At 54.0% G+C, this 22051-nt stretch carries 16 protein-coding genes, 1 tRNA gene and 1 riboswitch; of the genes, 8 read left to right on the top strand and 9 right to left on the bottom strand.

What is annotated here, in order from left to right:
• Complete coding sequence (gene nrdH / locus PYL13_RS04415; protein WP_192487051.1) at nt 1–222, bottom strand: glutaredoxin-like protein NrdH; 222 nt, start codon at nt 220–222, stop codon at nt 1–3.
• Nucleotides 223–470: 248 nt separating this feature from the next.
• A riboswitch (cobalamin riboswitch) is annotated at nt 471–688 on the bottom strand.
• A gap of 287 nt (nt 689–975) precedes the next feature.
• Here nrdH and PYL13_RS04410 point away from each other — a divergent pair.
• Nucleotides 976–1599, top strand: coding sequence for a class I SAM-dependent methyltransferase (locus PYL13_RS04410; protein WP_275640570.1), 624 nt, complete (start codon nt 976–978; stop codon nt 1597–1599).
• A 455-nt stretch (nt 1600–2054) separates the two neighbouring features.
• On the opposite strand, the gene PYL13_RS04405 is transcribed toward PYL13_RS04410, so the two are convergent.
• Nucleotides 2055–2131: transfer RNA gene (locus PYL13_RS04405), tRNA-His, on the bottom strand.
• 311 nt (nt 2132–2442) lie between these two features.
• Between PYL13_RS04405 and PYL13_RS04400 the strand changes: the two genes are divergently transcribed.
• Nucleotides 2443–6135 carry an ATP-binding protein gene (locus tag PYL13_RS04400; protein ID WP_275640569.1) on the top strand — a complete coding sequence of 1231 codons (3693 nt, stop codon included), beginning with the start codon at nt 2443–2445 and terminating at the stop codon, nt 6133–6135.
• Nucleotides 6136–6494: 359 nt separating this feature from the next.
• On the top strand, nt 6495–8045 hold the full coding sequence (locus tag PYL13_RS04395; protein ID WP_275641370.1) for an ABC transporter permease: 1551 nt from the start codon (nt 6495–6497) through the stop codon (nt 8043–8045).
• 317 nt (nt 8046–8362) lie between these two features.
• Here PYL13_RS04395 and PYL13_RS04390 read toward each other — a convergent pair whose 3' ends face one another.
• The 5 genes from PYL13_RS04390 to PYL13_RS04370 all read right to left on the bottom strand — a co-directional run bounded on the left by PYL13_RS04390 (nt 8363) and on the right by PYL13_RS04370 (nt 14028).
• Nucleotides 8363–9184, bottom strand: a complete 822-nt coding sequence (locus PYL13_RS04390; protein ID WP_275640568.1) for an ABC transporter permease — start codon at nt 9182–9184, stop codon at nt 8363–8365.
• A gap of 10 nt (nt 9185–9194) precedes the next feature.
• Nucleotides 9195–10100 carry an ABC transporter permease subunit gene (locus PYL13_RS04385; RefSeq protein ID WP_259147418.1) on the bottom strand — a complete coding sequence of 302 codons (906 nt, stop codon included), beginning with the start codon at nt 10098–10100 and terminating at the stop codon, nt 9195–9197.
• Nucleotides 10101–10111: 11 nt separating this feature from the next.
• A complete protein-coding gene (locus PYL13_RS04380) occupies nt 10112–11269 on the bottom strand; it encodes an ABC transporter ATP-binding protein (RefSeq protein WP_250983605.1) in 1158 nt (385 codons plus the stop codon).
• A gap of 117 nt (nt 11270–11386) precedes the next feature.
• Nucleotides 11387–12481 carry a polyamine ABC transporter substrate-binding protein gene (locus PYL13_RS04375; protein WP_192487045.1) on the bottom strand — a complete coding sequence of 365 codons (1095 nt, stop codon included), beginning with the start codon at nt 12479–12481 and terminating at the stop codon, nt 11387–11389.
• A 128-nt stretch (nt 12482–12609) separates the two neighbouring features.
• Complete coding sequence (locus PYL13_RS04370) at nt 12610–14028, bottom strand: helix-turn-helix domain-containing protein (RefSeq protein WP_275640567.1); 1419 nt, start codon at nt 14026–14028, stop codon at nt 12610–12612.
• A gap of 237 nt (nt 14029–14265) precedes the next feature.
• Between PYL13_RS04370 and aceA the strand changes: the two genes are divergently transcribed.
• The gene (gene aceA / locus PYL13_RS04365) at nt 14266–15555 is read left to right on the top strand and encodes an isocitrate lyase (protein WP_275640566.1); all 1290 of its coding nucleotides are present in this window, start codon (nt 14266–14268) and stop codon (nt 15553–15555) included.
• A gap of 65 nt (nt 15556–15620) precedes the next feature.
• Nucleotides 15621–15866: an SMc00767 family acetate metabolism repressor gene (locus PYL13_RS04360; protein ID WP_192487042.1), complete on the top strand. Its 246-nt coding sequence runs from the start codon at nt 15621–15623 to the stop codon at nt 15864–15866.
• Between the two features lie 65 nt (nt 15867–15931).
• Here PYL13_RS04360 and PYL13_RS04355 read toward each other — a convergent pair whose 3' ends face one another.
• A complete protein-coding gene (locus PYL13_RS04355) occupies nt 15932–16066 on the bottom strand; it encodes a hypothetical protein (protein ID WP_275640565.1) in 135 nt (44 codons plus the stop codon).
• 185 nt (nt 16067–16251) lie between these two features.
• Entirely contained in the window at nt 16252–17433 is a 1182-nt protein-coding gene (locus PYL13_RS04350; RefSeq protein ID WP_275640564.1) for an NAD(P)/FAD-dependent oxidoreductase, read from the bottom strand.
• Nucleotides 17434–17560: 127 nt separating this feature from the next.
• Between PYL13_RS04350 and PYL13_RS04345 the strand changes: the two genes are divergently transcribed.
• The 3 genes from PYL13_RS04345 to zwf all read left to right on the top strand — a co-directional run bounded on the left by PYL13_RS04345 (nt 17561) and on the right by zwf (nt 22047).
• Nucleotides 17561–18997: a glutamine synthetase family protein gene (locus tag PYL13_RS04345; protein ID WP_250983601.1), complete on the top strand. Its 1437-nt coding sequence runs from the start codon at nt 17561–17563 to the stop codon at nt 18995–18997.
• A 126-nt stretch (nt 18998–19123) separates the two neighbouring features.
• A complete protein-coding gene (locus PYL13_RS04340) occupies nt 19124–20410 on the top strand; it encodes an NAD(P)/FAD-dependent oxidoreductase (RefSeq protein ID WP_275640563.1) in 1287 nt (428 codons plus the stop codon).
• 161 nt (nt 20411–20571) lie between these two features.
• Nucleotides 20572–22047 (top strand): glucose-6-phosphate dehydrogenase, encoded by a 1476-nt coding sequence (gene zwf, locus PYL13_RS04335; RefSeq protein WP_259147442.1) that lies wholly within the window; start codon nt 20572–20574, stop codon nt 22045–22047.
• Nucleotides 22048–22051 lie beyond the last annotated feature (4 nt).

Raw genomic sequence — 22051 nt, 5'->3', positions numbered from 1 at the left:
TCACGACAGCGTGCTGATCATATCCGGCCTGAAACCGGCCCAATGGGTGTCACCCGCCACAACAACCGGCACCTGACGGTAACCGAGATTCTGCACATGCATCAGCGCCTGATCATCAACGGAAACATCGATGACATTGTACGCAATACCCTGTCGCTCGAGAGCGCGTGTCGTGGCCGTGCACTGTACGCATGCAGGTTTGCTGTAGACGGTGATATTCATGACGTTCCTCGTTGGTCGATAAAATTGGGCAAGCGGATGCATTCGGTTACGTCTTGGGGACAAAACCGTTGGTTCTTAAAATTCTCGGGGGTCTGAAATCACATCAGATTAAATACCGCGCGCGCATCATGACGAACGGAACAGATATTTCACACAGCATGCTTTCACCCCGAAGCTTTGGCAGGGGTCAAATGTGCGCATGCCAAGCTATGCCTGGGATAACACGCACCCTTCGGACACCCCGCCCGTGGATTGTCTTGTTCGAGGCAGGTCTCCTGGCTCGCGGGTCACGGCATCATACCCAGTCTTCCCAAAGCACACATGCTTCAGTGACGGAATTAAGTAGACGCTATCCGCTTACAGTTGCGGGGGCAGCTATGGCATCGCCTGACTACGCTGGCTCACCATATTCCCATCTTAGCTTCCATGTCTTGCGACCGGAAGAACCTAGAACGCTACATATAGTAGTTATTGCGCGCGATTCGTCAATCAACCACAAGCCCGAAAACTGCTTTCCTCACAACAGAATGCATTCGTTTGATGGAGAGCGTGTGACGGAACGTTTGTCGGCCTGCATTGCGGGCCTTTCCCCCATGCTGCACCGACCCAGCCTCACGACCGAGATATCCTGTAAAAAGCGTGCGACAAGGTAACTTCACTTGAAAATCACCGCAATATTGGGATGCTGCCTGCCAACAGTGCTAAGCACGTGATTCGAAATTGAAATTTCGCATAATTTAAAAGGCGGACGTCATGGTTTCCCATCAGGAAAAATCCGAGATTTATTGGAAAAACACCAGCAATTCACATCTGGCTGCACCGGAATATTACGAGAAAAAGAAAAAGATTCTCGAGGTTATTATTTCACATATTCCAGCCGCACATTCGACTTTGGATATCGGATGCGGCAACGGCGAATATACCGCAATGTTTTTGCCGAAATCTGAGAAGATCGTCGGCTACGATATCTCGCCTGGCCTGCTGGATGTTGCCAGACAAAATTTCGCGCACGAACCCAAAATGACCTTTCACTGTGCAACGGTGGACGAAATTTCTCCAAACCAGGAAAAGTTCAACACCATCCTGTGCATGGGCGTAACGAGCTGCATCATTGACGATGAGAAATTTAATGCTCTCGTCAAGAAAATGGTCCATCTGGCGTCCAACAACGCATTCATCATCATGGGTGACTCACTGTCTCACCACAATACTCTGTCTCTCGAAGACCAGTCCGGTTACGTGGCCAAGTACAGAGACCTGCATCTTTACCAAAACACCTTCATCAGCGAAGGTTTGCGGCTCGTCAGCGATATCAAGGTGATGGACGGCTACGGCGGCAAGACGACCAACAATCTGATGTTGTTCTGGAAGAAATAAGCGTGACAGCGCTGCTCGAAATCGCCGCCTCATCTCAAACATAAAAAGCCTCCCGTACGTCAGAATGCGGGAGGCCTTTCATTTGGACGTAATCAGAAGCGTCGCGACCGGTAGGGTGCAGAACGTTCTTTTTTGCGACATTAAGCTTCGGCTTGACCTCATCTGTCGCATTTTCAGTCGCGCCAAAGTGATTGCCTGAACGACAAACAGATGCAGTTAGAATGTTGAGATAAAATCGCGTTTAAGCGAATCAATGTGCTGCTTTAGGCGTAGTGCGCCACAAGTCGCGTTTCAAAGCCGGAGATTTCGATCTGAACACACAAACCGGGCGCACCGGACGCAAATTTGCGAAAATTCCAGAAAGCGGTCACATGGTGAGAAAGCATGGCAGACAGGGCAACCGGGGCTTTTTACATCCCTGGCGTCTTACAACTGTCTGAATTTATGTGGAAAAATGGTACGGTTGAGTGGAGTTGAACCACCGACCTCAGGTGCCACAAACCTGCGCTCTAACCAACTGAGCTACAACCGCACACGACCGGCCGCAAGGCCGCTATGGGGGTCACATACGGGGTGTTTTCCGTTTTTGCAAGACCCTTTGAACTTTTTACAAAAAAAGACGTGGAATAGCAAATGCCGATCATTGACCGCAGGCCCACCAACAACCAAACTTCTGGCAATTAACTCTGTTTGCCAATTCCCTGCTGGTGATTATGGACCGCCGTGCGCTGGGAAGTTATTTAATATTCTGTTAACATGCCCTGCACGCATTAATGCTTGGCTTTTCATGAGGAAAAGCGACAGAAACATGCTGGGGTCAGCAGTACCAGAATAGGTTTCGAGATGCCCGCCGTTCAATATCCTTTCATAGATATAGCTGTTCATGAGCGTGTGCGTGACCGTTTTGGCCGGGGCGAAGCCCTCGTGTTGTTTTCTGTCGATCTCGAACATGTCCTGTGGGCAAACGGTCGCGGCGCCTCGCTGTTCGGCACGCCTTCAATCTATGATTTTGTGGATCATGGCCCGAAGCCGCAGGATATCACCTTCCGACAGATTTCGATGGCGGCGAGCAAGCTATCCGGCGTTGGCGATTCCCAGTTTTTTACCGCGCGTATTGCCGCGGGTTTCAGAACCTTTCCGGTGAAGGCAATCGTCGAACTCATCGAGGTCGATAACAATACCCAGGCCATTCTTTTTGCATCGCCCGTTGATGTGCAACAACCGTCGGCGCAGGACTGTGCAAATCGCATGATCGAAGGTTTCAGCGATCCCGACATTCATCTGGCGGTGCTGGATGAGAGTGGGCTGATCCTTGCTGCGTCGGATAATTTTCGCAATCTCGGCATCACGCCTAATACCGTAAAAACGCTGACAACAATGACCCAGCATCAAGCCGGGCATCTGGTTAAGCGCCCTATTCCAACCGGCAAGGGTTATTTGCCAGCTGCGACCGGCCAGCTTAGCCAGACACCGATCATGAACCTGTTGTTTGTGGTGGAAACTGCAATCGGGACACTCGACCCGGTTTTCGACGGCAGTGAGCAAGACGATGTCGCTCCGGCAGCGCCCGTGGCAGCTGTAGAGGTGACAGAACAGGTTATTGAACCAACTGAAAACAAATTCGAGACACTGATCAACGATATCGCCACCATTGAAGATCTGCCGCAGCAGGACGAAGAGTTTGATGCGTCGCAAGCACTTGATGCGCAGGCGTCGCTGATCTTCTCTGAAGTTGAAGCGCCTGAACAGGCTGAGGCTGAGGCTGAGGCTGAGGCTGAGGCTGAGGCTGAGGCTGAGGCTGAGGCTGAGGAAAACATCGACGTTGCAGAGGAAGAAGTACATCTCTCTGTTGCCGAAAATTATGATGAGCGTTCCAAGGACCTAGACTTTCCAGTTTTTGACGACATCGAGCCCCTTGCCGCCGCGGATGTAGCTGTTGAAACCGTTGTAGAAACAGAAACGGTCACCGAACAGATTGAACACGCTGACGACGCACCATCTGCGGCGCCGGGCACATTCATATTCAATCCATCGGCCCGGGCTTCGCGGTTTGTCTGGAAAATCGATGCGAATGGTTGCTTCAGCTCGATCTCGCACGAGTTCGCCGAAGCCGTCGGACCACGTTCGGCTGCTGTTGAGGGCATGTCCTTTGCGGATGTTTCGAGCCTGCTGAACCTCGACAAGGACGGCAAGATTACTGAACTGCTCAGCAAACGTGACACATGGTCCGGCAAAACGATTTTCTGGCCGGTCGAAGGCACATCACTTGTTGTGCCGATCGATCTCGCGGCCCTGCCGACCTATACGCGCACCCGTGAGTTTGACGGCTTCCGTGGTTTCGGCATCGTGAGACTGGCCGATGCCGTTGAAGACCCGCATGCTATCGGCCTGACACTTGCCGAAACCGATATCGCTCCTTTGGTAGACGTGGTCGACACGACGCTGCCAGAGGCCGAGACTATTCTGCCTCAGGAAGAGCCACAGGCAGACGAGGCGCCAGTCGCCGAGGTCGAAGACCGTGAGCCGGAAGCCGAACTGACAGACGAGCCGGTTATCGTCGCGGAGGAGCAGAGCGAAGCAGAACGCGGAAAGCCTGCCGCTTTGCAGCCGCCGCACGAAGAAGTTCCTGTGCTTCGGATCAGCGAAACCCCAAATCGCCGTTTCTCGGACAAGATCATTCAGCTGGAAGAACATCGTTCCCGTGGGCGCGATGGCTTGAGCCCCGGCGAACAGGCTGCATTCCGTGAAATTGCGCGCCAGTTGACGCCCAAGGACGAATTGGAACCTGCGCCGGTGTCCGAGCCTCTGTCACCCGTGCAAGAGGTTGAGCTGGAAAGCCCGGTTGCTGATGTCTCGGACGTTTCTGAAGAGATCGCTGTTGAAGCGCCCATCTCGCTCACTGACGAGCTGACACCGGCAGAAGAAGAAATCACAGCCACGTCAGAGGCTGACGAACCGGAAGCGCCTGAGGTAACCGACGTAGAACCTGAGATCACCGAGGCGGAACACGAAGCGCCACCTGCCCGTGAGGTCGGTACATTGACGGAAGAAACCGTTGATGCGCTGCCGCTGGCGCTGCTCATCCACACAGGCGACGACCTTATTCACGCCAACCCGGATTTCCTGCGTCTGACTGGCTATAGCTCTGTTGAGGAACTGGCTTCGGTTGGTGGCATTGACGCGCTGCTGCAAAGACAGGATCTGGAGAATATCGGCGAAGGCAGCGGCGGCATGGTTGCCGTAAGCGCCGAAAACGATCTCATTCCTGTCAATGCCCGCCTGCAGTCCATTCGCTGGCATAGCGCCGCCGCACTGATGTTGTCGCTGGTGCCAGTCCACAAGGCCATGGAGCCAGCCCCTGTCGCTCCAGTGGCCGAGGTGATCGAAGCTCCTGCGAACACCCTTGCGGTCGAGACATTGCAGGGTGAAGTCGATGAGTTGCACTCGATCCTCGAAACGGCAACTGATGGCATCGTCATCCTGGACGAGGAAGGTACCATCCGCTCCCTCAACAGGTCTGCCAGCGCCTTGTTCAATTACGACAATGGCGAGATCAGCGGCAAACCCTTCGTTGTTCTGTTTGCGCATGAAAGCCAGAAGGCCGTTCTCGATTACCTGTCGGGTCTGTCGAACAATGGTGTCGCCAGTGTTCTGAACGACGGCCGTGACGTTATCGGTCGTGAAGCAAGCGGTGGTTTCCTGCCGCTGTTCATGACCATTGGGCGGCTCAAGTCTTCCAGAGGGTTCTGCGCGGTCATCCGCGACATTACCCAGTGGAAACGTACCGAAGAAGAATTGCGCAATGCCAAGCGTGTGGCGGAAACCGCCAACGCGCACAAGACCGACTTCCTTGCTCGCGTCAGTCATGAAATTCGCACGCCGCTTAACGCCATTATCGGTTTTGCCGACATGATGGCAACGGAGCGTTTCGGGCCGATTGGACACCCGCGTTATGTCGAATATGCCAATGATATTGGCCGCTCTGGACGCCATGTGCTGGATATCGTCAATGACCTGCTCGACATCTCGAAAATCGAAGCCGGCCAGATGGATCTCGATTTCGTGGCTGTTGAACTGAACGAAACGATCTCTGAAGCGGTATCGCTGGTGCAGCCACAGGCCAACAACCAGCGCGTCATCATCCGCACGTCGCTGTCGCAATCGGTTCCCGCAATTGTGGCCGATCTTCGTTCGATCAAGCAGATCGTGCTCAACATTCTCTCCAATGCCATCCGCTTCACACCGGCTGGCGGGCAGATTGTTGTGTCAACCGCCTACGAGCCAAATGGAAGCGTCAACCTGCGTATTCGCGACACTGGTATCGGCATGAGCCGTTCGGAACTGGAACAGGCGATGAAGCCTTTCCGGCAGGTGGCGTCCAGCAACCGCATTCGTGGCGATGGTACCGGCCTCGGTCTGCCACTGACCAAGGCGATGGTTGATGCGAACCGGGCCAATTTTTCGATCAGTTCTTCGCCAAATGAAGGCACGCTGGTTGAAATCAACTTTCCCTCGCAGCGCGTTCTCGCCACCTGAGTGAATGAATTTTTTGAGAGGGCGTTGCATCCCATCACAGGAACGCAACGCCCTTTTTACGTAGTTTCACCACGCAAATCTGCGGTCGCTTTTGGCAGCGTGCTTTTGCCGCGGGATTTTCACATGATGCTTTATCAAAGCAGTTCCTGTTTGAGTAACGATGCTGTAAATAGCGGACTTCTTTTGCAGTAACGGATTTCTGCCGGACAGCCGGTGGAAGGATCAGACAATTGCAGTCAGCCGATACCAGTCTCCAGCATGTCTCCGGGCCAAGCACACGCTTTAACCTGTTGAGCCTCATTGCAATTCTTGTGGCGCTCGTGGTCGCCATTCCCATCATTGCGGTTTTCTGGATTGCCATGAGCGGCGGTGTTGGAAACTGGGAGCACCTGTTAGCCTATGTGTTGCCACGCGCCGGTGGTAGGACGGTATTGCTGTTGTTGTGCACCGGCTTGCTGGCAACTTTGTTCGGTGCCTTGACCGCCTGGCTGGTCACGACATTCGAATTTCCGCTGCGGCGTATCCTGTCTCTGGCGCTCGTTCTGCCGCTCGCCATCCCCGCCTATCTGGCGGCCTATGCTTTTGGCGAATTTTTCGATTTTACCGGGCCATTGCAAACGGCAGTGCGTGGCCTGTTCGGCTATCACAGCATCAAGGATTACTGGTTCCCGGACATTCGCTCGCTGGGTGGTGCGGTGCTGGTGCTCAGCTCAGTGCTTTACCCTTACATCTATCTGTCTGCCCGCTCGGCGTTCAGTATGCAGGGTCGGTTTGCGGCCGAAGCTGCGCGTACCATGGGGGCTTCATCCTGGCGGATTTTCTGGCAGGTGCAATTGCCGATGGCACGCCCGGCGATCATGATCGGCCTGACACTGGTGCTTATGGAAACACTCAATGATATCGGCGCTGTCGAATATCTCGGTGTGCAGACACTCACCTTCACGATCTACGAGACATGGTTGAACCGTGGCAGCCTGGCTGGCGCCACGCAGATTGCTGCGGTGGTACTGCTGATTGTTGGTGCGCTGATCCTGTTGGAGAGAACAGCGCGCAAACGTCAACGCTTTTCCACCCAGAAAACCACGATGATGGCGCAACGGTTTCTGCTGAAACCGCTGACTGGTCCCAGAAAATGGCTGGCGACCTTTACCTGTGCGATCCCGGTTTTGACCGGTTTTGCCATTCCCGTTCTGGTTCTTGGCACCTATGCGGCCAAAAGGCTTGACGGATTTCTGTCTCCCAAGCTGCTGAAAGCCCTATGGCATAGCCTGTCTGTTTCAGGCACCGCGGCCTGCCTGACACTCGTCATGGGTTTCGTGCTGTCTTACGCTGCCCGCGCCAATGCATCGCCTGTAACGCGCACCGCTGGCCGGGTCGCTTCGCTGGGTTACGGAATACCCGGCACTGTTCTGGCGATTGGCGTGCTTATTCCGCTTGCCGGCTTTGACAATCAGGTCGACGCTTTCATGCGCAGCACATTTGGCTATTCAACCGGTCTGATGATGAGCGGAACGGCCTTTGCGATCATCTACGCAAGCACAGTGCGTTTCATGACCATGGCAGAAGGATCGCTGGATGCCGGCTTCCAGAAGCTTTCACCACATATGGATATGGCGTCACGCACTCTGGGCCGCACAAAACTGCAAACGCTTGTCTCGGTGCTCATTCCCAATATGCGGCCGGCAGCGCTGACCGCATCGCTATTGGTGTTTATCGAATCTTTGAAAGAATTGTCAGCGACAATTCTGCTGCGCCCATTCAGCTTCAATACGCTGGCAACACTTGTCTATGAAGATGCCTCGCGCTCCAAGGTGCAGGATGCATCTGTCGCGGCCATCATCATCATTGCAGCAGGGCTTATTCCGGTGGCACTGGTTTCACGATCGCTCGAACAGCGACCGTCTGAGTAATCACCCAAAAAGAAAGGCAGCTAACGCTGCCTTAAAAATTAATGCTGTTCAACGAAAGGAGGAGTAGGCCGACATCATGTCTGTAGGACCAGAGGTCCTTGCGCCATCCACTCATCGGATGGCCCCACGTTGGTTTACTTTTGTCAAACGCCTCTTAACAGTGTGTTAAAAACCGCCCCAATCTATCAATGGCAAAAACTCGCGCATGTCTTTTGACACATGCCTTAAACCGACACCGGATTGCCTTAGAGCCGAATGCAAAAGCGCGCCAGAGTTTGACCCTGACGCGCCTGATAGGTTCAAACCTACAATGCCGTTCAGCCTGCAGCAGCCTTGGCCGCCGCGTGCTCATCACGAATGCGTTGCAGTTCGGTCCGTTTCGAGGCAATCGACGCAAAGATCACACCCATGGTGACCAGACCGATCAGGATCGTACATATCGCATTGATTTCCGGCGTCACGCCAAGGCGAACCTGCGAGTAAATCTTGATGGGCAGCGTCGTGGCTCCCGGACCTGTCGCAAAGCTGGCAATAACCAGATCGTCAAGTGACAGGGTAAATGCCAGCATCCAGCCAGCCAGAACCGCCGGGAGAATAAGTGGCAAGGTAATGCGGAAGAAGGTTTTGACAGGTGGGCAACCAAGATCCTGCGCCGCTTCTTCAAGGCTGCGGTCAAAGGTCAAAAGGCGTGATTGCACGACGATTGCCACGTAGCACATGGTGAATGTTGTGTGGGCAATGACCACCGTCCAGAAACCTCTGTCGACACCAACCGCCACAAACAACAGCAATAGCGAAAGACCGGTGATGACTTCCGGCATGACGAGCGGTGCATAGATCATACCGGAAAACAGCATGCGTCCCGGAAACCGGGCAAAGCGTACCAGCGACAGCGCTGCCAATGTGCCGAGGATTGTGCCAAGGGTGGCGCTCAACACACCGACCCGGGCTGTCACCCAGGCGGCGTCCATCAGACCCTGGTTTGACCACATGGCACTGTACCATTGCAGGGAGAAACCACCCCATACAGTGACCAACTTCGAGGCATTGAACGAATAGATCACCAGAATGATGATAGGGATGTAGAGAAACGCAAACCCGAGGGTAAGGATGGTTACGTCAAACTTTCTGTTTTTCATCGCCCTGCCCTCACGCTTTCTGCTGCTGGTTTTGGAAGATGGCAATGGGAACCACCAGCACCAGCAGAAGCAGAACGGCAACAGCCGAGGCAATTGGCCAGTCACGGTTACCGAAGAACTCGGTCCACAATGTCTTCCCGATCATCAATGTTTCCGCACCACCCAGCAGATCAGGGATAACAAATTCACCGGTAATCGGGATGAAGCAGATCATGGAGCCGGCAATCACACCCGGCATGGAAAGCGGGAACGTAATTTTCCAAAAGGCTTTCCATGGTGGGCAACCAAGGTCGGTTGCCGCTTCCAATAGGGTATTGTCAAGTTTTTCCAAGGCTGAATAAAGCGGCAACACCATGAACGGCAGATAGGAATAGACCATGCCGATAAACACGGCCGTTTCCGTACGGAAGATATGGACCTGCTGATCAGGCGCCATAAGTCCCAGCCATTGCAGGAACACCGTCAACAGCCCCTCCGGTTTCAGAATTCCGATCCATGAGTAAACGCGGATCAGGAACGAGGTCCAGAATGGCAGGATCACCAGCATCACCAAAGTCGGGCGAATGGTAGACGGTGCACGCGCCATGGCAAGTGCCATCGGATACCCGATCAGCAGCAACATCAGCGTTGAAATGAAGGCAATTCTTACCGAAGAAAAATAGGCATTAACGTAAAGTGCGTCTTCGGTGAGAAAGAGATAATTGTCAAAATTGAGTTGCGACAGAAAATCGCCGATAGCGCCGAAACCCTCAAAAACCGGCGTATAAGGCGGCATGGCAATCGCGGTAGCAGACAGCGATATTTTGACAATGATAAAAAACGGTACTGCAAAAAACAGCAGCAGCCAGAAATAAGGAACTGCTACTACCAACCAGCGTGCAAGACTTTGTTTGTTTTCCGAAGAGGCCGTTGCCATGAGAACCTCCCTTAGTTGGTCAAAACCATACCGGAATCTGGTCGCCAGTTGAGCCACACCGTATCATCAAAGGTGATCGGGCGATCAACAAGGCGGGACACGTTGGCTTGAGCCGCACGCATGATGCGGCCATCCGCCAGCTTGACGAGGAACACCGAGAAGTCCCCAAGATAACCGATGTCCCAGACCTGCCCACTGACTGCATTTGTCGTGGTATCTGCTGGTGGATCGATAGTGATACGGACCTTTTCCGGTCGAATGGCAAAAGCAACCTTGTTGCCGACTACGGCCTTGCAATCCTGCTCGACTGTCACACCCAAACCTTCACAATCGAGAAGGACGGTTCCGGGTTTGCCGACACCTGCCACATTGGACAACACGCTTGCCTCGAATATGTTGATATCGCCAATGAAGTCCGCAACATAACGGCTGTTGGGTGCCTCATAGATTTCCGCAGGCGTGGCAACCTGAACCACATTACCCTTGTCCATGACTGCGATACGGTCGGAAACGGTCATCGCCTCTTCCTGATCGTGAGTCACAATCAGGAAGGTCAGGCCTAGGCTTTGTTGAATATCCATGAGTTCGAACTGGGTTTCTTCGCGCAGTTTTTTGTCGAGCGCGCCAAGCGGCTCATCCAGCAACAGAACCTTCGGGCGTTTGGCAATCGAGCGCGCTAGAGCAACGCGCTGTCTTTGACCGCCCGAGAGCTGACTTGGTTTGCGTTTTGCAAATTCTGTCAGCTTGACCATGCGCAGCATTTCTTCAACGCGCGCCGATATGTCGGCTTTGGGCAAACCATCCTGCTCCAGGCCGAACGCAATGTTCTTTTCGACCGTCATGTGCGGGAAAAGTGCGTAGGACTGAAACATCATGTTGGTCGGTCGTTTGTGCGGCGGGGTACCGGAAATATCCTTGCCTTGCAGCAGGATACGGCCCTCCGTAGGCTCTTCAAAACCGGCCAGCATGCGCATCAGCGTAGTCTTGCCACAGCCGGATGGTCCCAGCAGCGAGAAGAACTCACGTTCATAGATATCAAGTGTCAGATTGTTGACGGCGACGAAATCACCAAAGCGCTTGGTGATGTTTTCAAACCGGATGAAGGGTACGGATGCGGGATCGTCCCAGGGACTGAATTTTCGTTTTACAGGTCCGAGAGACTTCGCCATTCGCAATCCCCTAAAAATAATAATGAGGCGGGCAAATGGTAGCTGCCAGCCCAATAAGCTGGCAACCAATGGTCAGAAACGAGCCCGCCGGCCGTTTCTGAACCAGCGGGCCCAAAATCAGCTACCGGTTTTTATCTGTGTCCAGACGCGGTTCAGAACGCGCTGTTCTCTCGGTCCATAAGGCGAGATGGTGAAGAGCTTCTTCATTGTCGCTTCGTCAGGATAAACCGCCGGGTTCTTGGAAACGGCTTCATCCATCAACGCCTGTGATGCCAGGTTGCCGTTGGCGTACTGAACATAATCAGACGCCTTGGCGATGACTTCCGGCTTCATCAGGTAGTTGATGAAGGCATGAGCTTCGTCAACATTCTTGGCATCCGCAGGAATGGCAAGGTTGTCAAACCACATGTAGGTGCCTTCCTTCGGAATGACGTAGTCGACAGTCACACCGTTCTTGGCTTCTTCAGCACGCGTCTTTGCCTGAAGAATATCGCCGGACCAACCGATGGTGATGCAGGTATCGCCATTGGCAAGTTCGTCGATATAGGCAGACGAGTTGAAGGTCTTTACCGATGGACGGATCGCCTTGTAGACTTCACCACCAGCTTCCAGATCAGCAGCTTCCTTGCTGTCCGGATCCTTGCCGATGTAGTTCATTGCAATTGCGAAGGTTTCGTCCGAAGCATCAAGAATGTTGATGCCACAGCTCTTCAGCTTTTCGGCATTTTCAGGCTTGAACAGAATGTCCCAGCTATCGATTTTCACGTCACCGAGAGCTGCTTTAACCTTGTCAACATTGTAACCAATGCCTGTTGTGCCCCACATGTAGTTCACGGCATATTCATTGCCGGGGTCGTACTTGGCGAGACGCTCGCTGACTTCCGGCCACATGTTGCTGAGGTTTGGAATTTTCGATTTGTCGAGCTTCTGAAACACGCCTGCCTGGATCTGGCGGGCGAGGAACGGTGCAGTTGGCACGACAACGTCATAACCGGAGTTACCGGCCAGCAGCTTGGTCTCAACCAGTTCGTTGCTGTCAAAAACGTCGTAGACAACCTTGATGCCGGTTTCCTTGGTGAAATCGGTCAGGATCGATTCGTCGATATAATCGGACCAGTTGTAAACATGGACCACTTTTTCCTGTGCGAGGGCCGTACCGGCCATCAACATTGCGGCGAAAGCGACAGACATACCAAGTGAGCGCTGCGTCATGATTTCTCCTGTTAATACGCCTTTCGAAGCAGGCGGCATCCCCTTTTTGGATGAGACTAGAAAGGAAAAAGATTATCGGCAAGCGGGAAATGTGCAGTGCAGAATTTTCCCACTTCACTTTTTTGGAGTTACTGAAAATCAAAAACACTCAATCCTGTAACCATTTCATCCAAACCCAATGGACGGGTTACCGGCGCTTGTGCTCTTGAGAGACAACCGGAGCGTTCGCACAGACGACAGGAAACACCGATGCCAACGGTTCCACTGGTTACTCTGGCAACATCACCATAGATTGTCTCGGCGCCCTGAGTGATATCGCAAGCCAGCAAAATCGCTGTGCGCCGCACCCTTTCACCAAAGGCTGTTTTGGGACCCTCGATCGTTCTGGCGATTGTCAAAAACGTGTCCCCATCTAGCATCTCGGCCGCTTCGGCCATAAGTTGTCCCGGCTGACTGAAGGCGGCGTGGATATTGAGCCGCGGACAGAGGCCACCAAAGCTGGAATGCGGAAAGCCATGCGCCCCGATCTTGCGAAAGCGATTGCCTGCCTGATCAATCTCCATCAGGAAAAAAGCAATGCCAGGCGCACCCGGCCGTCCCAAAGAGACAAGTCGATTGGCGACCTGCTCGAAGGACACCTGAAACCGTGACGCGAGAAGATCCAGATCATATCTGAAACGCTGAGCCGCCGCGAAAAATGAGCCGTAAGGCATGATCAGGGCATGAGCAGCGTAGCGGGCGAGTTCAAAACGCGCCAGGCGTTTGGCTTCTGGGCTACTGAGGTCCAGGGTTTCCAGCGACGCCTGTATCTCCGGCTGGAGCATCAGAAGGCATGCCTCCATCGCCATTTCCTGCAGCCGGTCAAAAGGTGACAACCGTTCGGACAGAAACAGCCGCATGGAATGCCTGTCATACCGCCTGCGAAGATTTGGCATCGCATGGATGGGCAAGGTGCGCACCACGACGCCGTGCATTTTCTGCAGCCAGGTTTTCAAGGCTGCCGGCAGGTCGTCACCCGGTTTCAATTGCTCATGGAATGTTTCGGCCGCGTCATCGATCACGGCAAAATAATAGCTGCAATGTTCAAAGGCATCGCGGACCTCATCGATCGGCAACCGCGCCGATGACAGCGACGGTCCTTGACCATCCCTGGCCATCAAGCCCGCCAGGTCAGACAGCCGTTCAGCCTGTTCACGGTAGGCCCGATACAGTTTCATGATGCCACCGGCCACATTGGGTGCAGCATCTGCCACCTCGACCAGTTCCTGCGGAGATGGTACCTCGCCCGTCAGCAGCGGATCGGAAAACACTTCCCGTAACTGCATGGCAACGCCGCCGCTTTCGCCCTGTAATTCATCCAGGTCAATCTTGTACACAGACGCCAGCTTCAATAGCAGCTGCACGGTCAAAGGGCGCTGGTTGCGTTCGATCAGGTTGAGATAGGACGGTGAGATGCCCAACCCCTCTGCCATGGAGGTCTGTGTCAAACCAAGGCCATTGCGCACGCGCCGCACACGCGGGCCTGCAAAAATCTTATTTTCCGCCACAGGCTCCTCCCTTTGACAAGAATATTACAAGTTAGAGCTGTCGTTTTTTTTACAGTTTTTACAAATTTACTACAGCCATCAGTAAAAGACACTACATCCTAACCTCTTTCAAGTCACTGATTTTATGTTTCCAATAGAACTAAACGGAGTGATTATGTAAATTCAGTCATAGAAAATCTGAGACATCTTTTTAGGAAGAAACGTCTCCTTTTCTATTTTTACATTCGGGAGAGAGATATGACTGATTTTTACAATCTGGTACCAAACGCACCCAAAAGCCGTTTTGACGGCATCGAGCGAACATATACCGCTGAAGACGTGAAGCGTCTGCGCGGGTCTGTGGACATTCGTTACTCCCTGGCGGAAATGGGTGCAAACAGGCTGTGGCAGCTTCTGGAGCAGGATGATTTTATCAATGCGCTGGGAGCACTGTCGGGCAATCAGGCCATGCAGATGGTTCGCGCCGGCTTGAAGGCCATTTACCTCTCGGGTTGGCAGGTTGCCGCCGACGCAAATACTGCATCGGCCATGTATCCTGATCAGTCTCTCTACCCCGCCAACGCGGCACCGGAGCTGGCAAAACGCATCAACCGCACCCTGCAGCGGGCGGACCAGATCGAAACATCTGAGGGCAAGGGCCTGTCGGTGGAGACATGGTTTGCACCAATTGTTGCCGATGCGGAGGCCGGCTTTGGTGGCCCGCTCAATGCGTTTGAGATCATGAAGGCCTTTATCGAGGCGGGTGCCGCCGGTGTTCACTACGAGGACCAGTTGGCATCGGAAAAGAAATGCGGACATCTGGGCGGCAAGGTGCTGATCCCTACAGCGGCCCATATCCGCAATCTCTCCGCTGCGCGCCTTGCCGCAGACGTCATGGGTGTCTCCACGCTGGTGATCGCCCGCACCGACGCCGAGGCTGCCAAGCTTTTGACATCCGATATCGATGAACGCGATCAGCCCTTCGTCGATTACGATGCTGGCCGCACGGTTGAAGGTTTCTACCGCGTCAAAAACGGACTTGAACCCTGCATCGCACGCGCCAATGCCTATGCGCCTTATTGCGACCTGATCTGGTGTGAGACATCAAAACCGGACCTCGAGCAGGCACGCAAATTTGCCGAAGGCGTGCACAAGGTTCATCCGGGCAAAAAGCTCGCCTATAACTGCTCGCCCTCGTTCAACTGGAAAAAGAACCTGGATGACGCAACCATTGCCAAGTTCCAGCGTGAGCTTGGAGCAATGGGTTACAAGTTCCAATTTATTACACTTGCCGGTTTCCATCAGCTCAACTACGGCATGTTTGAACTGGCACGCGGATACAAGGACCGGCAGATGGCCGCCTATTCGGAATTGCAGCAGGCTGAATTTGAAGCCGAGATCAACGGTTACACGGCGACAAAACACCAGCGTGAAGTTGGCACCGGGTATTTCGATGCGGTCTCAGTGGCGATTACCGGCGGGCAATCATCCACAACCGCCATGCATGAATCGACTGAACACGACCAGTTCCGCCCTGCGGCTGAATAACTGGCACTGCAAAACCTCGCATCAAAAGTCCGGTCCGGACCGATGCGTCAAAGGAGGAAAAGGAAATGGCTTCTATTTCGAGAGTTCGTGAGCGGGCCGAGGAACAGTCTTCGGCCATGACACAAGACCAGCAGGCCGCCATCCGTATGTTGGCCAATGATCTGCATCGCCTCAATCAGGCGGTTATGAATGCGGTTGAGGCGGGTGTTTCGGTTGAGCTGGTTCGCTCGGCACGCCACCACAGCGGCGGCGGCAATTGGGGTGATCTGTTGATCCCTGTTATCGTTGCCCAGAACAACGCAGCAGCCTGATCACAGGCTGCAAACAACAGGCCGGGCGGTTCACTGCCCGGTTTTGTTTTGGAAATTTAGGAAAATTACGCCAACAACAGCGCGCAAAGCGTGGCGAAAGCGCCAGCAGCAATGAGCGTCAGTCTGAAGGTGAGAAGCTGCTTGCGGTCCTCTGCGCGAGCAATAGCAATTGCGCGGGCACGTCTGCTGTTGTTTTTCATGAGCGGTTCCTTACGAGAAACATAACCGGCATTGCCACTTGGCGGCGCCCAGCAGCACATCATGTAACGGTATAAACCGCGCTGGTATCAAGGAGGATGCCTCGACGCTTGTTAACAAGTCCTTAATGAACGTGGTGTTTCACCATCGCTATTAAAAATGATTTAACTCGTTGTTTTATTACAGATCAGGCCGTTTCGCCTGCCGCATGGCCACTCGCCCAGGCCCACTGGAAATTGTAGCCGCCAAGCCAGCCGGTTACATCAACACATTCACCGATAAAATACAGGCCCGGGACTGTTTTTGCCTGCATATCCCTGGAGTCGAGACCGTTTGTGTCAACGCCGCCGAGCGTGACCTCGGCGGTACGGTATCCTTCCGAACCGGAGGGCTTTATCTGCCAGTTCTGGATAGCTTCAACCAGGGTCGCCAACTTGCGATCAGCCATATCCGCCAAAGGCCCGGTTATGCCGGAAGCTTCGACGGTATACTGCGCCAGACGTTTCGGCAGGATATCTCCCAGCACCGTCTGCGGTGACTGTTTGCCGTTGCTTTTGCGGGCTTCTTTCAGCCGTTCCAGGATATTGGTGTCCGGTTCCAGCTTCAGGCGGATGGTTTCGCCTTCCCGCCAATAGGATGAGATCTGCAGGATCGACGGCCCGCTCAAACCACGATGGGTAAACAGCAAGGCTTCCCGGAAACTCGTTTTGCCTGAGGATACTTCAGCAGGCACAGCAACGCCTGAAAGTACGGACAGCTTCTCCAGCATGGTCGGATCAAGCGTTAAGGGCACAAGGCCGGGCCGCGTTTCGATGATCGGCAGGCCAAATTGTTCGGCCACACGATAGGCGAACCCAGTCGCACCCATTTTGGGAATGGATTTGCCACCGGTCGCAATAACCAGACTTTGTGCCTCGATCACACCTGATGAGGTGGTGACGCTGAAACCACTGTCGGTTTTTTCGACGCCGAAGAGCTCGGCCTGCAACAGAAGCTCAGCGCCAACGCCGCGCATCTCTTTTAACATCATGGCAATAATATCTTTGGCGCTATTGTCGCAAAACAATTGCCCAAGGGTCTTTTCGTGCCAGGCAATGCCGTGTTTTTCGACCAGCGTCAGAAAATCGGCGGGCGTATAACGCGCCAGTGCCGACTTGGCGAAGTGAGGATTTCCCGAGAGGTAGTTTTTGGCCGTGGCATGAATATTGGTAAAGTTGCACCGCCCGCCACCGGAAATTCTGATTTTTTCACCCGGTGCCTTGGCGTGATCGACAATGATGACCGAGCGTCCACGCTGGCCGGCGCGGATGGCACACATCATGCCCGCAGCCCCTGCTCCCAGCACCAGAACATCGCATCGCCGAACCATTTTTCATCCTTTGCTATCTCCTGCCTTCTCTTTTCAGAACATGGAGCAATGTCAATGCGGTTTCCCCCTCGCCAATTGCCAAACTCTGGTTATGATAGCGCCATTCGAAACAGACCTTCGGTGATTTATGCCTGCAAAGAGAACCATGCTCCGCCCAAAAAAATCGGCAACCATGGCAAAACCGGCAGCTCCAGACCTTTCCTCTACTCGTGGTGTTTCCTCCTGGCGTGAAGCCGCACAATGGTTGCGGGCACGGGGTATCGAGGACATTGAGTGCATTACACCGGACCTTGGCGGTGTACCGCGCGGCAAGATGATGCCGACCTCGAAATTTACCGGCGATACATCGCTGGCGCTGCCATCGGCACTTTATCGCCATACGATTTCCGGCGAATATCCTGACGAAACCGCGAACTTCCGTTACGAGCCACGCGACAGCGACCTCAAGCTCGTCCCTGATCTTTCGACACTGTCGGTTGTGCCATGGGAAAGCGATCCAACCGCACAGGTTATCTGTGACGTGGTTGACGCCGAAGGACAATCCGTTCCCTATACTCCACGCAACGTTCTGAAAAACGTGCTGTCGCTGTATGCCGACAAGGGTTGGAAACCGGTTGTTGCACCGGAAATCGAATTTTATCTGGTCGCCATGAATGATGACCCGGATTACCCGCTGCACCCACCAAAGGGACGTTCGGGACGTTCGATTGTCGGCGGACAGAGCTATTCAATTGCCGGCATCAATGAATTCGACGAGCTGATCGACGATATCTATCACTTCTCGGAAAAGCAGGGTCTTGAGATCGACACGCTGATCCACGAAGAAGGTCCGGCACAGCTTGAAATCAACCTTCGCCACGGCGATCCCATCGAGCTTGCCGATCAGGTTTTCCTGTTCAAGCGAACCATTCGCGAAGCAGCCCTCAAGCACGGTATCTATGCAACCTTCATGGCCAAGCCCATGCAGGGACAGCCAGGCTCGGCAATGCATATTCACCAATCGGTTCTGAATATTGAAACCGGCAAGAACATTTTCTCGACCGATAGCGGCGACGCATCGAAGGAGTTCTTCCATTTTGTTGGTGGCATGCAGCGTTATGTTCCCAATGCACTGGTGATGCTGGCGCCTTACGTGAATTCCTATCGCCGTCTGACGCCTGACATGGCCTGCCCGGTGAACAATGCGTGGGGATATGACAATCGCACCACCGCTTTCCGCGTACCGATTTCCGGTCCGTCGGCAAGGCGTGTTGAAAACCGCCTGCCCAGCTCTGACGCCAATCCATATCTGGCATTGGCCGCATCGCTAGCGTGTGGTTGGCTTGGCATCGTCAATGAAATACAGCCGACAGAACCAACCTATGAAACTGCCAATGAAGGCTCCATCGAGTTGCCGCGCGGTCTGCTGGAAGCGGTTGCGCTGCTGGAGGGAGAACCGGAACTGGAGCGGGTGTTTGGCCATGAGTTCGTTGGTCTTTATGCTGGCCTGAAACGGGGGGAGTTCGAAACGTTCATGCAGGTTATCAGCCCGTGGGAGCGGGAATTCCTGTTGCTGAACGTTTGATCCTACGGCATCGCTGCCATGGTCGAGGCCGACCTTTGGAACACGATGCGTAGAATTGAGTAACTTGGAGCACGCTCATGTGTCTGGCCGAAGGGTGGGCGCTCCAACACCGTCAAGGAATGTGCAATGACATGGCAAAGCCCGATAGCTCCCGGAATTTCCTGGTATCAGGCAACAATTGCTGACCGACCTGAATATCCCGCGATGGATGGGTCGAGAGAGGTTGAGGTCGCCATTATCGGTGGCGGTTTCACTGGCCTGCAAGCCGCCTATAATCTGGCTTTGAAAGGCATTTCCGTTGCCTTGATTGAAGCGAACCGCTTTGGTGACGGTGCATCGGGCCGCAACGGTGGCCAGTTCGGCACCGGTCAACGGTCATGGCCGGATGAACTGGAAGACGAGATCGGTTACGAGCGCTCCAAGGGCCTGTTCGATCTGGCAGAAAATGCCAAACATTACGTGCTGGATTTCGCCGCAGCCCATGGCATCGACATGGAGTATCTGCCGGGTCAGTTGAATGTGGCCCACAAACAGGCCTATGAAAAACATTATCGTAAAAGTGTCGAGGCGGCGGTCGAGCGTTATAATTACCCGCACATGTCCTATATGGACAAGGCAGAGGCCGAAGAACGCCTTGGCTCCACACATTATTATGGTGGCGTTCGCGACACCGGCACCGGCCATATCCATCCGCTGAAATTGTTGGTGGGGCTTGCAAAAGCCGCCAAGGCCGCTGGTGCTGAAATCTACGAGATGACACCAGCGACCAGCCTTCGCCAGTCAAGCGGCAAAACAATCATCGAAACAGCGAAGGGCAATATAACAGCCCGTCGCGTGTTGCTGGCGACCAACGCCTATATCGGCAATCTGGAACCGGTCACCGCTGCCCATATCATGCCGATCCGCTCCTTTATTGGTGCGACTGCGCCACTAGACAAGTTCCCGACCATTCTGCCGGGCAAAGAGGCGGTTGCCGATTCACGTTTCGTGGTTCGTTATTTCCGTATGACGCCGGATAACCGGCTGTTGTTTGGTGGGCGCGAGGCCTACACGGCCGATACGCCACGGGACATTTCTACCCATATTCGCAAGCAAATTGCCGAAATCTATCCAGAGCTTGCCAATATCGAGATTACCCATGCATGGGGTGGCTCGGTTGGTATCACCATGCCACGCCAACCTTTCGTGCGTGAGGTGATGCCTGGCGTCATGTCGATTGGTGGTTACTCCGGTCACGGTGTGATGCTTTCCAACTACTGCGGCAAGCTGTATGCGGATATGCTGACGGACAAGGATCGAGCGCTCGAACAGTTCTCATCTTTGAATGTCCCAGGCTTCCCCGGCGGGGCAACGTTGCGTGCGCCTCTGCTTTTCCTCGCATTGTCATGGTTTGCGCTGCGAGACCGTTTTTAATCGCCCGCTTCTGACAATGGGCATAACCATAGATAAACTTTCATTTTCGCCGGATAAAAGCGAAGTGACATCAAAATAATAATTCCCGACAACAAACTCTGGCGTTTTTAAATCGATTAGATTATCAATGCCCCCAACCCGTGAAGATCGAGAGAATCGGTATGAGCAGTCAAATTATTCCTGTTGACCCCTTTGATTGCGTCGTTTTCGGCGGCACAGGCGACCTGGCAGAGCGCAAGCTTCTGCCTGCGCTTTATCATCGTCAGGTAGAGAACCAACTCACGGACCCGACCCGTATTATCGGCGCGTCACGTTCGGTCATGACACATGAAGAATATCGCAAATTTGCCAAGGATGCTCTGAAAGAGCATCTGAAGTCAGGTGAATATGACGAAGCGCAGGTCACAAAATTCTGCGAACGCCTTTTCTACGTGCCAGTTGATGCGAAGTCCGACAATGGCTGGGATGTGCTCAAGAAGCTGCTGGAAGAAGGTAAGGAACGCGTTCGCGCATTTTACCTCGCCGTTGCACCGGGCATTTTTGGCGACATCGCCGACAAGATCCGCGAACACAAGCTGATTACCAAGTCGACACGTATCGTTGTCGAAAAGCCGATCGGCCGTGATCTCGCATCCGCTCTCGACCTGAACGACACGATTGGTCATGTCTTCAAGGAAGAGCAGATTTTCCGTATCGACCATTATCTGGGCAAAGAGACCGTTCAGAACCTGATGGCGCTGCGTTTTGCCAACGCTCTCTATGAGCCGCTGTGGAATTCCGCACATATTGATCACGTGCAGATCACCGTTGCCGAAGCTGTCGGCCTTGAAGGTCGCGCAGGTTATTACGACAAGGCTGGCGCGATGCGCGATATGGTGCAGAACCATATCCTGCAGCTTCTTTGCCTTGTTGCGATGGAACCTCCGTCTTCACTCGATGCCGAAGCCGTTCGTGACGAAAAGCTGAAAGTCCTGCGTTCGCTGAGACCAATCGACAGCTCAAATGTCGAAAAGGCCACCGTTCGCGGTCAGTACCGTGCCGGCGCATCTGCCGGTGGCCCGGTCAAGGGTTACCTGGACGAGCTTGAAGGTGGCGTTTCCAACACCGAAACCTTCGTTGCCATCAAGGCTGAAATCGGTAACTGGCGTTGGGCCGGCGTTCCTTTCTACATCCGCACCGGCAAGCGTCTTGCCACGCGCGTTTCGGAAATCGTCGTTACCTTCAAGCAGATCCCGCACTCGATCTTTGACGATGCAGCCGGGAAGATCGAAGCCAACAAGCTGGTCATTCGCCTACAGCCGGATGAAGGCGTGAAGCAGTCCCTGCTCATCAAGGATCCAGGTCCAGGTGGCATGCGTCTGCGTCAGGTTTCGCTGGATATGAGCTTTGCAGAAGCCTTCAGCGTGCGCAGCCCGGACGCTTACGAGCGCTTGCTGATGGACACCATCCGCTCCAACCAGACCCTGTTCATGCGCCGCGACGAAGTCGAAGCCGCATGGGAGTGGGTCGATCCTATTCTGAAAAGCTGGGAAGACATCGGACAGGGCGTTCAGGGTTACACGGCTGGCACATGGGGTCCAAGCGGTGCGATTGCTCTTATCGAGCGCGACGGCCGTACCTGGCATGACGCCGACTAAGGAG

Origin of the sequence: Agrobacterium sp. Azo12, assembly GCF_029193765.2 — a bacterium.
Classification (GTDB): domain Bacteria; phylum Pseudomonadota; class Alphaproteobacteria; order Rhizobiales; family Rhizobiaceae; genus Agrobacterium.
The sequence above is the reverse complement of the archived record's forward strand: the minus strand, read 5'-3'. Positions and strand labels throughout refer to the sequence as shown.